11 protein-coding genes, 1 riboswitch and 1 other annotated feature are annotated in these 12,193 nt (G+C 28.1%); of the genes, 2 read left to right on the forward strand and 9 right to left on the reverse strand.

Annotated elements, in window-relative coordinates:
* Positions 1-66 precede the first annotated feature (66 nt).
* The 5 genes from queG to NGI68_RS14200 form a co-directional block, all read right to left on the reverse strand.
* A complete protein-coding gene (queG, locus tag NGI68_RS14180) occupies positions 67-1,032 on the reverse strand; it encodes a tRNA epoxyqueuosine(34) reductase QueG (RefSeq protein WP_251862112.1) in 966 nt (321 codons plus the stop codon).
* Between the two features lie 21 nt (positions 1,033-1,053).
* On the reverse strand, positions 1,054-1,650 hold the full coding sequence (gene epsC / locus NGI68_RS14185; RefSeq protein WP_251862113.1) for a serine O-acetyltransferase EpsC: 597 nt from the start codon (positions 1,648-1,650) through the stop codon (positions 1,054-1,056).
* Between the two features lie 14 nt (positions 1,651-1,664).
* Entirely contained in the window at positions 1,665-2,579 is a 915-nt protein-coding gene (cysK, locus tag NGI68_RS14190; RefSeq protein ID WP_251862114.1) for a cysteine synthase A, read from the reverse strand.
* A 58-nt stretch (positions 2,580-2,637) separates the two neighbouring features.
* Positions 2,638-2,878, reverse strand: a binding site (T-box leader).
* Positions 2,879-2,943: 65 nt separating this feature from the next.
* Positions 2,944-3,660, reverse strand: a complete 717-nt coding sequence (sleB, locus tag NGI68_RS14195; RefSeq protein ID WP_251862115.1) for a spore cortex-lytic enzyme — start codon at positions 3,658-3,660, stop codon at positions 2,944-2,946.
* A 193-nt stretch (positions 3,661-3,853) separates the two neighbouring features.
* Complete coding sequence (locus NGI68_RS14200; RefSeq protein ID WP_251862116.1) at positions 3,854-5,119, reverse strand: magnesium transporter; 1,266 nt, start codon at positions 5,117-5,119, stop codon at positions 3,854-3,856.
* Positions 5,120-5,343: 224 nt separating this feature from the next.
* Positions 5,344-5,509: riboswitch (M-box (ykoK) riboswitch) on the reverse strand.
* A 225-nt stretch (positions 5,510-5,734) separates the two neighbouring features.
* Here NGI68_RS14200 and NGI68_RS14205 point away from each other — a divergent pair.
* The gene (locus NGI68_RS14205) at positions 5,735-7,666 is read left to right on the forward strand and encodes a YgiQ family radical SAM protein (RefSeq protein WP_251862117.1); all 1,932 of its coding nucleotides are present in this window, start codon (positions 5,735-5,737) and stop codon (positions 7,664-7,666) included.
* A gap of 742 nt (positions 7,667-8,408) precedes the next feature.
* Here NGI68_RS14205 and NGI68_RS14210 read toward each other — a convergent pair.
* Complete coding sequence (locus tag NGI68_RS14210) at positions 8,409-9,293, reverse strand: YegS/Rv2252/BmrU family lipid kinase (protein WP_251862118.1); 885 nt, start codon at positions 9,291-9,293, stop codon at positions 8,409-8,411.
* Between the two features lie 103 nt (positions 9,294-9,396).
* Positions 9,397-9,813, reverse strand: a complete 417-nt coding sequence (locus NGI68_RS14215) for a CBS domain-containing protein (protein ID WP_251862119.1) — start codon at positions 9,811-9,813, stop codon at positions 9,397-9,399.
* 176 nt (positions 9,814-9,989) lie between these two features.
* On the opposite strand from NGI68_RS14215, the gene pssA reads away from it, so the two are divergent.
* Entirely contained in the window at positions 9,990-10,511 is a 522-nt protein-coding gene (gene pssA, locus NGI68_RS14220; protein ID WP_251862120.1) for a CDP-diacylglycerol--serine O-phosphatidyltransferase, read from the forward strand.
* A gap of 70 nt (positions 10,512-10,581) precedes the next feature.
* Here pssA and cax read toward each other — a convergent pair whose 3' ends face one another.
* On the reverse strand, positions 10,582-11,634 hold the full coding sequence (cax, locus tag NGI68_RS14225; protein ID WP_251862121.1) for a calcium/proton exchanger: 1,053 nt from the start codon (positions 11,632-11,634) through the stop codon (positions 10,582-10,584).
* Between the two features lie 51 nt (positions 11,635-11,685).
* A complete protein-coding gene (locus NGI68_RS14230; RefSeq protein ID WP_251862122.1) occupies positions 11,686-11,823 on the reverse strand; it encodes a hypothetical protein in 138 nt (45 codons plus the stop codon).
* Between the last annotated feature and the right edge of the window lie 370 nt (positions 11,824-12,193).

The following is a 12,193-nucleotide window of genomic DNA, read 5'->3' on the forward strand; positions in this document are numbered from 1 at the left end:
TAGAACAAAAACTCACTCTGAATTAAGTTTAACTTTATAAACATTGTTCTAAATAAATTATAATTATTATTTCTTTAAAAGTCTATGATAATAATCTAATACATAAGGAGATTTTATATTTTTCCCCTCTACTTTTACATTGTTATTCAGTGTAATACAATTAATTAAAGCATTTCTTTGCAATATACTTTTTCCTCTCCAACCACAGGATGTTAGTTTATATTTTTCTTTAAAATCCTTATTATTAATATATATTAACTCTTCTAAATTTAAATTTTCCATATAATTAAAAGGTTTAAATTCTTCTATATCAGAAGTAATTACATTATTGTTATAAGGACATATCCTTTGACAAGTGTCACAACCAAACATCCTTCCCTTTAATTTGGTCATCCATTCATCCTCTATATGTTTTTTTTGAGTAATATAAGATAAACATATATTAGGATTTTTACTACTTAAAGAATCAGTAGGGCAAACTTTAATGCATCTATTACAGTCCTTACATTTACATTCTATTGGCTCATCTTCATCCATTTCTATATCTGTAATTATTTCTCCTAAAAATATATAGGAACCATATTTTTCTGTAATAAGCATATTATTTTTCCCTATAAATCCTATTCCACACAAATATGCAATGTACCTTTCTGGAAGATCATTGCTATCTACAAAATATTCTGCTCTATAACCTTTACTTTTTATAAAATTACATATCTTTTGTAAATATTCATTTACTACAATATGATAATCTCTACCTTGAGTATACTTTGAAAAATATATATCACATTTATGATCTAAATTAAATAAATAGGGAAAAGCAATAGAAATTATTGTTTTCCCCTCTTTCATATATTGAAATGGATCTACTCTTTTATTTATATTTTTACCTTCAAATTCATTTTGTCTGTTTTTATTTTGTCTTTCTGTAAATTCCGGTATAAGTTCATGAAAAATCCTGCATTTTGTGAATCCTACTAAATCTAATCTTAAGCTTTTGCAATATTCCTTTATAGATTCCTTACAATCCATACTAATCTTTTCTCCTAAAAATTATATTATCATATCATTGTATATTACTTTTTTAACACCATTATAATCCCTTATTTCTATAACAGATGGTTTTTTATCATATCTTACTACCTTTGCTGGTATCCCTACTGCTGTTGCATTATCTGGCACATGGTGTAAAACTACTGCATTGGCACCTATTTTTACGTTATCTCCTATATTTATAGGTCCTAATATTTTTGCACCACTTCCTATTATAACATTATCTCCTACAGTAGGATGCCTTTTTCCTTTATCTTTTCCTGTTCCTCCTAAAGTTACTCCATGATATAAAGTTACGTTATCTCCAACCTCTGCAGTTTCACCGATAACAACACCCATTCCATGATCTATAAAAAGACCTTTGCCTATAGTTGCACCTGGGTGAATCTCTATACCTGTAAAGAATCGGGATATTTGCGATATAAGTCTAGCTAAAAAAAATAAATGTGATTTATAAAGCAAATGTGTTATTCTATAGCTTAGCAAAGCATGGATAAATGGATATAGTATAAAAACCTCTAAAATATTTCTTGCAGCTGGATCTTTCTCTTTAGCATTCTTCAAATCATATATCAAAAGTTTAATAGGATTTTTCATATAATTCACCTCTTTTATTTGTCATATAAGCCCGTAGACATATATTTTTCCCCACCATCTGGAGATACAGTTACTACTTTTTTACCTTTTCCTAATTTTTTAGCTATTTTTATAGCTGCAGCTATATTTGCACCTGAAGATATGCCTACCAATATTCCTTCTTCTTCTCCAAATCTTCTTGCATATTCATAAGACTCTTCATCTGTTATAGTCATTACTTCATCTACTACATCTTCTTCATATACATCTGGTATAAATCCTGCTCCTATTCCCTGTATTTTATGAGGTGCAGCTTTTCCTCCTGATATTACTGGAGAGCTATAAGGTTCAACAGCTACAACTTTTATATTTTTATTAAACTCTTTTAATCTTCTTCCGACACCAGCTATGGTGCCACCTGTACCAACTGAAGCTACAAAAGCATCCAAATTCTCTACATCTTTTAATATCTCAATACCAGTTGTTTCATAATGTTTTTTTGAGTTAGCTCTATTTGAAAATTGCTGAGGAATAAAGTATCCTTTTTTATCTCTAGCTAGTTCCTCTGCCTTTTGTATAGCTCCTGTCATACCTTTATTACCTTCTGTAAGAACTAATTCTGCTCCATAAGCTTTTATCATATTTCTTCTTTCTATGCTCATAGAATCTGGCATTATAATAATAACTTTATAACCTTTTAATCTACCTACCATAGCAAGTCCTATTCCTGTATTCCCACTAGTAGGCTCTACTATTACATCACCTGGTTTTATCTTTCCATCTTTTTCTGCCTCTTCAATCATGCCTAATGCTGCTCTATCCTTTATGCTTCCACCAGGATTAAATTTTTCTAATTTCACATAAACATCTGCCATATTTTCTTCTTTCATATTATTTAATTTAAACATGGGTGTGTTTCCTATTAACTCTATAGAATTTTCATATAACATAATTAATCTCCCCTTATTAAACAAATTTAATATAAAAAAACTCCATCTCTATAAAATATATAGAGACGAAGTATATGCTCCGTGGTTCCACTCTAGTTAGATATTAACAATCCACTTTATCAGGTACTTAATAAACTAAATACCTTATCACTATAACGGGCGAACCCGATGCAGCCTACTTTATTCGGTGCATAACTCCAAAGGGCACTTCACATAAACCTTCTTTAGAAATTTTCCAGCAAATTAATTTCCTCTCTTGAAAGATTGATTATACTACTTTCCTTCTTCAACGTTTTTATTTCCGACTATTTTAGTACGAATTCTATAATATAATTATATGATATTTTTTAAATTTGTCAACTACTTATCTACAAAATCTATGTTTACCTATTATTTTTATTAATGGCCTTGACCAAATCCAAGAACTTGTAGCTGTAGAAGGATTAAAATAATACATAGCACCACCAGAAGGATCCCACCCATTTAAAGCATCCCTAGCTGCATTTATAGAGCTTTGTTCCATTTGTGCATGTATTTGACCATCTACTATGGCAGTAAATGCACCTGGTTGATATATAACTCCAGCCACGCTATTAGGGAACTTAGGATTTCTTGTTCTGTTTAAAACTACTGCTCCTACTGCTACTTGACCTTCATAAGGTTCCCCTCTTGCTTCTCCATTTATTAGTCTAGCTAAAAGCATGACATCTTGATTGTTAGAACTTTTATTTCCTCCTGCACTTGAACTTGAACTTGATGAAGATTTAGTTCTTATTCCTAATGCAGCTAAAGTTCCATCACCTATTACTCCATCTACTTTCAAACCATTTTTAGATTGAAAATTTCTTACAGCTTTATAGGTTTTGTAGCCATATATTCCATCTACTCCACCACTATAATATCCCCAGGCTCTGAGTTTTGTTTGAACCTGGGAAATAGTATCTCCTCTATTTCCATAATAATATGCTACAGCCTTAGTAGCATTTGTATAAGGCAATATATAAAGAGTAGTACTGCTGTAAGCCAACATTATAGCTAAAACATATATTATTGCTCTTTTTAAATATATATTCTTCCTCATAATACTCCTCCCACAAAATCCATAGTTTTGCTATTTATCTTAAAATTAGTTTGCGCATAAAATTATAAAAAATACTCATTTATAAAATAAAATTATTAGTTTCTACAAGTTATTAGATCAAATTTTAAACATAGTATTTTCAAAAAATAAAAAACCGACTTTTTAAACAAAAGTCAGCTTTTTTATTTATAATTCAAACTGTAACTATTTTAATTTTCTTTCTCCACATGGGTGCAAACACGTCTTCTATAATATCATCTATAGATATAGTTCCACATAACTTATTTTCTCCCTCAATTACTGGAATAGATATTAAATCATACTTTATTGCTAATTCTACAGCTTCATTTATATGATCTGTATCATTGACTTTTATTATATCCTTATCCATTATATCCTTAAGCTTATCCTGTGGATTGGATATTATTAAATCTGTGAGGGATATATATCCTTTTAGCTCTTCTTTTTCATCTACAATATATATATAATAAGCTTCTTCATCTTTAGGTTTTATTTCTCTTAATAAATCTATAGTTTCTTCAGCAGTTATATTTACATTAAAAGATATAAAATCTTTATTCATTATACTTCCAGCAGTCTCTTCTTTATAATTCATAAGCTTTCTTATATCTTTAGCATCTCTCTCTTCCATAATAGAAAGCATTTCCTCTACTTCTTCCTCTTCCATTTGTGCAAGCACATCTGCCGCTTCATCTTTTGACATATTATATATAATTTCAGCTTTCTTTGAAGAAGTCATTTCTTCCAACATTTCTGTTTTTACTTCTATATCTATTTCTTCAAAAGTATCCGCCGCTAAATCATCATCTAAGCTTTCAAAAACTAGTTTTCTATAGCTGTCATTCATGTCTTCTATGATATCTGCCAAATCTGCAGGGTGTAAAGTTGATAATTTTTGATAAGATACAGATAATTTTAAATTATTATTTACCATTTCTAAGGATTCTACACTATCCCACATTATTAAAGTATCTTCTATTTTTTTATTAAATATTTTATAAATGCTTCTTAATAAATTTTCCATTCCCATTCTTCTACTTAAGGCTAGTGCCCCTGTATCTACAGCTATTACTTTATACTCTCCTGCGATTTCTCCAATTCTCAAATCGTGAACTTTAACCATTTTTTTCCCATTTATATCAATTATCTGTTTATCTAGAAGATGCTGTGATAATAAATAAGAATATTTTCTTAATATTATATCTCTAGTTCCTATTACTTTTATAATAGTTTTACCTTGATCTTCATAAAAAGAAATATTTTTAAACTCATAATTCACTATTTCTCTTGATTTTTTTATCTTATATGCAATAGCTCTTGGATAATCATCCTCAGAAGTTACATAGATATCTATTAGCTTACCTATGCAGTCCCCATACTCATCATATACCTTTTTATTGATAATTTTACTTAGGAAAAAACTTTGTAGCTTCTTCATAAATATTCCTCCCTTCACATTTATAGAGGAATATCCTAAGCTACAAATAAAAATATATGCTTAAACAAATATTCCTCTACAAAATAATACAAATTTTATTTGATCTATTGTCCCATCATACGGACCATTTTCCATTTTGTATCACCATCCCAATGTTTTCCAAAAAATTATAAAACAAAAAGAGCCTATAGGCTCCTTATATACATAACTAAAACTTTAAAATTAATCAACATCAATCGTTGAGTTTTAGCACTATATAGCTTTGGACCATTGCCAGCTACATTAAGTAAAACCTTATGTCGGTAATACCTGGTGACCCATTGGCATCTCTCGATGTTTCCGGGCAGTAGCGTATATCTATATAGGAGCCTCACCTAACGTACATTATTAAGATTTTGTCTTATATTTTTATTATATTGTTTATACCTTAATTTTGCAACTGAATTTATCAAATTTTTTTAAATTTATTCATTATTTAAATTTACATTCTTGTATATTATTCTCTCTTCTTCTTATAGCATATTTCTTCTTTTTAAATTATTTTTGATATTGAACAAAATGAAATGTATAATGATATTATTAGAAAATTGTATTTTAGATAGGAGAATGAAAATATTGAATAATATAGACTTTTTACCCATAAGTAAAGAGGATTTTAAAAAACGAAATATAGAAACTTTAGATTTTATAATAGTAACTGGAGATGCTTATGTAGATCATCCTTCCTTTGGTACAGCAATTATAGGCAGGGTATTAGAAAGAGAGGGCTTTTCTGTAGGAATTATAGCTCAGCCTGATTGGAATGATATAGAATGCTTTAAAAAACTAGGTAAGCCTAAATATGCATTTCTAGTTAATTCTGGCAACATAGATTCTATGGTAAATCATTATACTGCATCTAAGAAAAAACGACATGATGATTTCTATTCTCCAGGAGGTAAATCTGGACATAGACCTGATAGAGCAGTTATTGTTTACTGTAATAAAATAAAAGAAGCTTTTAAAGATTCTCCCATAATAATAGGAGGAATAGAAGCTAGCTTAAGAAGATTCGCTCATTATGATTACTGGGATGATTCAGTAAGAAGAAGTATTTTAGAAGATTCTAGCGCTGATTTATTAATATATGGTATGGGAGAAAAACCTATAGTTCAAGTTTGTAATCTTTTAAAATATGGTATGAAAATAGATAGCATAAAAAATGTAAGGGGTACTGCATATATGGGAAAAGATATATCTGATTTACAGGATTATATTGAAATTCCATCTTTTGAAGAAGTTTGTGTAAATAAAAAGTCCTATGCAGAAGCTTACAAAATACAATATTATGAGCAAGATTCTATAAGAGGGAAAACTTTGGTACAAAAACATAAAGAAAGATATTTGGTACAAAATCCCCCTCAACCACCATTGTCTCAAGAAGAAATGGATGAAGTTTATGCACTTCCTTATGCTAGAACTTATCATCCTATATATGAAGCTGAAGGTGGAATTCCTGCCATTAAAGAAGTAAAATTTTCAATTACTAGTCATAGAGGTTGCTATGGTAGTTGCTCATTTTGTGCTTTAACTTTTCACCAAGGAAGGGTTATTCAAAATAGAAGTCAACACTCTATATTAAAAGAAGCTAATATGATGACTACTATGAAAGATTTTAAGGGTTATATACATGATGTTGGTGGACCTACAGCTAACTTTAGGCACAGAGCTTGTAAAGTTCAAGAAGAACATGGTGCATGTAAAAATAAACAATGTGTATTCCCAAAAGCTTGTAAAAATCTAATTGTAGATCATAAAGAATATTTAAGTTTACTAAGAAAAATAAGAGAAATTCCTAATATAAAAAAAGTGTTTATCCGCTCTGGTATTAGATTTGATTACTTAATGTATGATAAAAATGATGAATTTTTTAAAGAATTATGTGACCATCACATAAGTGGACAATTAAAGGTTGCTCCTGAGCATATTAGTGATAAAGTTTTAAAACTAATGGGAAAACCTAATAGAAGTATCTATGATTCCTTTGTAAAAAAATACTATGACATAAATAAAAAAATTCATAAAAATCAATTCTTAGTTCCTTATTTAATGTCAAGTCATCCCGGTAGTGATTTAAAGGCAGCTATAGAACTAGCTCAATATATAAAGAAAATGGGATATACTCCAGAGCAAGTACAAGATTTCTATCCTACACCTGGTAGTTTATCTACCACTATGTATTATACTGAACTAAATCCTCTAACAGGAGAAAGGATTTATGTACCTAAAGATCAAAAAGAAAAAAGCATGCAAAGAGCATTGCTACAATTTTCTGTTCCTGGTAATTATAATTTAGTAAAAGAAGCTCTAGTAAAGGCTCATAGAGAAGATCTAATAGGTAATGGTCCTAATTGTTTAATACCTTATAATAAGCCTTATAAAAGGGCCCAGAAGGTAAATAATGCCAATCATTATAACAAACATAATGATCATAAAGTTAAAAATGATTTTAGAAATAACAACAACTCTAAAAAAACTTCTCTTTCTAAACATAAAAAAAGAAAATAAACAGCACTTAATGCTGTTTATTTTTTATTTTACTATTTTATTTACAGATGTGTATAACGTATATATCCAAATAATATTACCTAATACATTTGGAGGAAATACATTCACATTAAAAATACTTAATATAATATCCGCTATATTTATAATGATGCTAAAGAATATTAAATATAATATAGTCTTATTTATATGTTTATTACTGTGTTTCATAAAGCATAAAATTAAAAGTACTAAATTAATAATTATGAAGAAAATATATATATTAATAGGTGCTAATAATTTCATTATATAAAATTGTTCATTAAAAATATTCATTTTCAAGCTATATTTGCTAATAAAGATCATCAAAATAGATAATATTATAAGCATTATACAAATTATATATCTTAAATTAAACTTATTATTTTTTATACATATATAAAAACATATTATCATAGCCGTGGGAACTGCTAAAAAGTCTAAAAAATATATCCATTTTAACCAATATAAATTTTTAATATTATTAATAAATAATAATAAACCTAAAGACGTAAATCTCAAAATCATAAAAAAGTATACTAAAATAGATATGAATTTTATTTTATATGGGGCTCTAAGAGCTTTTCTACTACCTTCTAAACATATAATAAACATAAGTAATATGGATGATATATATATAAATACATTTATCATAATTAACTAACTTCTCCAATTTAACAATGCTACTACTTATATTTATTAAGTTTATAATTAAAATATTACTATATTAATCTAATATTCCTAAAATATCTAGACCCTCTTTCTCACATTCTATACATATTGGAAAGTCAGGGCCCCTTTCTCCATCTATATCTGTAACTATGCCTTGGTTACATTCTATTTCTAATTTATTTGTTTTAAAATATATTAAAGCATTTACATCTTCTAAATGTTCACCTTTTAGCATTTTTATAAATAACCCTATCATATCTTTAATAGCACAAGCTTTTATTATTATTACATCTAGCATACCATCATCTACTTCTGCCTTATAAGCCATATGTAAATTGCCCGCTGTTTGTCCATTGAACACCATCATAAGATACATTTCTCCATTATAATTCACTTCCTGGGATTTAACATTGATAGGTATCTTTCTGAAATTAGGCAACTGTTCTAATCCCTTTACATAATAAGCAAGCTTACCCATGGTATTTTTTAAATTAACATCTGTTTTTTGTGATACATCTGTAAATAACCCTGCACTAGCTACATTGATAAAGTATTTATTATTTATTTTACCTAGATCAACTTTTTTTACAGAACTTGTTAATATTTGTTCACAAGCATCAGAAACATTTGGCGGCATACCAATAAATTTAGCAAAATCATTGGCAGTTCCCGTAGGTAATATTCCAATTGGAAGATTAATTGAAAACTTTTTTAAATGATTCACTACATTGTCTACCGTACCATCTCCACCTGCAACTAATATATATTTATAACTTTCATCAATACATTTAAAAGCATCATCAAGATTATATTCTAAACTTATCCTATAAGGCACTACTTCATATCCATATTTCTGATGTATTCTTATCACTTGATCTATTTGAGATGCTATAGCCTTCTCTCCTGAATATGGGTTATAAATAAATTTTACCTTACTCATTTTAAATCTCCTCTTACAGTTTTAATTTATAATTAATTAGTTATACCATTATATAATAGCAAATCCACAAGATTTTAACAATAAATCCTGTGGATATTTTAACTTAATTATTCTGCTCTGAAATACCACTTAAAGCTTTTTGAGCTTCATCTTCATGATTAGGCTCTATAGCTATATCCCCTAGGGAAACTATTCCTACTACATTCTCATTGTCTTCTACAGGTAATCTTCTTATTTGCCTTTCGCTCATTATTCTTGCTGCATCATGTATATCCATATCTTTACTTGCCATTACAGGATTAGATGTCATAACATCTGAAACTTTAATATTGTTATCTAATCCTTTTGCTACAGATCTTAGGGCAATATCTCTATCTGTGATAACTCCAACTACCTTGTCATTTTCACAAACAGGTATAGATCCAACATTATATTGGCTCATAAGTTCAGCTGCTTTCTTTATAGATTCATCTCTACCAACTGTAGCTACATTTTTAGTCATAACGTCCATAACTTTCATAACAACACCTCCATATATATTTTATCCACTATATAGTTTTTTATTTAACCAATTATTATCAATTTCTTAATTAATTATTAATTATTGTGATTTATAACTTATATATATTTGCAAAATGTTGTATAATATTATATATTTCAAGTAATAGGAATTATATTTTTAGGAGTGATAATACAATGGCAAAAATACAAAAGAGTGCCGTACCAAATGCTTTTACTTTAGGAAATTTAGGTTGTGGCGTTATGTCCTTGATGATGACATTTCAGCAAAACTATAAATGGGCTGCTTTATTTATACTAATCGCAGGTTTAATGGATAGATATGATGGAAGAGTTGCTAGATTCTTAAAAGTTGATAGTGCTATTGGTAAAGAGCTAGATTCTTTAGCTGATTTAGTTTCTTTTGGTGTAGCTCCTTCTATATTAACTTTTCACATTTATAATTTTAGTAATTTAGGAATATTGGGTTATTTATTAGTACTAATGTTCCCTCTAGCTGGAGCGTATAGACTTGCTAGATATAATACTACTGAATTTGATGGTTGTTTTGCTGGCATACCTATAACCTTAGCTGGTATGTTCATGGCTTTATATTGTTTACTTACATCAAATAGAATTGGATCTTCAACATTAACTATAGTTTTAATGATAGTCTTATCTTATCTTATGATTAGTAATTTAAAATTGAAAAAATTTTAATAAAAAAATCGTGGTTTTCCACGATTTTTTTATTAACTAATTATAAATTTTAATATATTACTACTAAAATCTATGCAATATAATAATATGCAAAAGCTACTATTATATAAGTAGCTATTAAAATTGCTCCCTCAAACCAATATGTTTTTCCATCTTGGAAAATAAAAAATGACATTATAGCAGCTATCATAGCCATAATTATTTGAAAAGTTGTAAAAAGTAATGACATGTTAAACCCTAATATACAAGAAAATATTACTAATATAGGCGTTACAAACAATGCTATCTGTATACTTGATCCTATGGCTATTTCTAGACTTAAATTTATTTTATCCTGTGCAGCACATAATATAGCAGCTATATTTTCTCCTATGTTTCCCAGTAATGGTATTAAAATTATTCCAATAAATTCTTCAGATACATGATAATTTATTACCACTTGATGTATATTACCAATAAGTTTTTCACTTATAAAATATAAAAATATAGTGCTTATAAGTATGCCTATCAATAGGTCAAAATATGGTTTATCTTTTTTTATTCTTATTTCTTCATTTCTATCACTTACTATAAAAAGATTTCTATGGGTATATAAAGAGAAAATTAATCCTAATATATACACACATATTAAAACCACTGCAATTTTCATACTAAATGAAGTAATTAAATTATGAGATAACTTAGATCCGTATTTATTTACTGATGCTATTATAACCATAGTAGACAATGCTATAAAGAGCATACTAAAATTAGTTCTTGCAACTATTTTATTGAATTGTTGCTCTTTATACTTTATTCCACCAACAAAAATAGATACTCCCAATACCAAAAGTATATTGCATATTATGGAACCTATAAGAGCAGATTTAGCCATAGATATCATTCCAAGCTTAATAGCCCATATACCCATTGTCAATTCTGGTATATTTCCCATAGCTGCTGCTAACAATCCACCTCTTTTTTCTCCAATATACTCAGATATACTTGAAGTAAATTTCCCCAAAGCTATAGCTAAAGGAATTATTCCTAAAGAATATATTAATATATTTATTACACTATTATTTAAATCCACCTTACATAAAATTACAGAAAATATATAAAGAGCTATGTGTTTCTTTTTCATATAGAACTCCTTTGTAAATAATTCTTTTAATTATTAAGTTTTAAATTTTTTCTATCCATTTATCCATTTATCCATAGTTGAATCTAAATCCATATATACTGTTAAATCATCACAGCTCTCTCTATCAAAATCATATAAATCTTCCTCTAACAATTCTAAAAAATATTCATATGGGTAAAGCAATTCCATTTTATCCACCCCTTTAACTTATTTGTAATTTTCTATAGTAATTTTAAAATATCTTTATCCATATCTATTTTATTCTCACCTTATAAAGTTGTTACTGAACATTATAAGAAATTTGCGACGTAACAGACTTTAAAGGATTAGAATTAAAACAAGGAATACTTTTAGTCAATAGATGGCTATAAAAATAAAGAATACTAATATTTGTATCCTAAGATTTAAGCTAACGGCCTAATGCCACGTCCTGTGGCAGCTAGGCCTAAGTAAACGTCCTGTTTACTTTACGCTTAAATCTTAGTTTACAAATAAAGTATTCTAATTATTTTTCTAGATATCTATTTTTCCTAAAAGTATTCCTTGTTTTAATCCACTT

Source organism: Clostridium sp. Marseille-Q2269, assembly GCF_943736985.1.
GTDB lineage: Bacteria > Bacillota > Clostridia > Clostridiales > Clostridiaceae > Clostridium_F.

Bases quoted from the DNA above. Each gene is read 5' to 3' on its own strand.
- cax (WP_251862121.1), bottom strand. From the start codon at position 11,634: ATGAAAAAGAAACACATAGCTCTTTATATATTTTCTGTAATTTTATGT.
- sleB (WP_251862115.1), bottom strand. From the start codon at position 3,660: ATGAGGAAGAATATATATTTAAAAAGAGCAATAATATATGTTTTAGCT.
- epsC (WP_251862113.1), bottom strand. From the start codon at position 1,650: ATGAAAAATCCTATTAAACTTTTGATATATGATTTGAAGAATGCTAAA.
- NGI68_RS14230 (WP_251862122.1), bottom strand. From the start codon at position 11,823: ATGGAATTGCTTTACCCATATGAATATTTTTTAGAATTGTTAGAGGAA.
- cysK (WP_251862114.1), bottom strand. From the start codon at position 2,579: ATGTTATATGAAAATTCTATAGAGTTAATAGGAAACACACCCATGTTT.
- NGI68_RS14210 (WP_251862118.1), bottom strand. From the start codon at position 9,293: ATGAGTAAGGTAAAATTTATTTATAACCCATATTCAGGAGAGAAGGCT.
- pssA (WP_251862120.1), top strand. From the start codon at position 9,990: ATGGCAAAAATACAAAAGAGTGCCGTACCAAATGCTTTTACTTTAGGA.
- NGI68_RS14200 (WP_251862116.1), bottom strand. From the start codon at position 5,119: ATGAAGAAGCTACAAAGTTTTTTCCTAAGTAAAATTATCAATAAAAAG.
- NGI68_RS14215 (WP_251862119.1), bottom strand. From the start codon at position 9,813: ATGAAAGTTATGGACGTTATGACTAAAAATGTAGCTACAGTTGGTAGA.
- queG (WP_251862112.1), bottom strand. From the start codon at position 1,032: ATGGATTGTAAGGAATCTATAAAGGAATATTGCAAAAGCTTAAGATTA.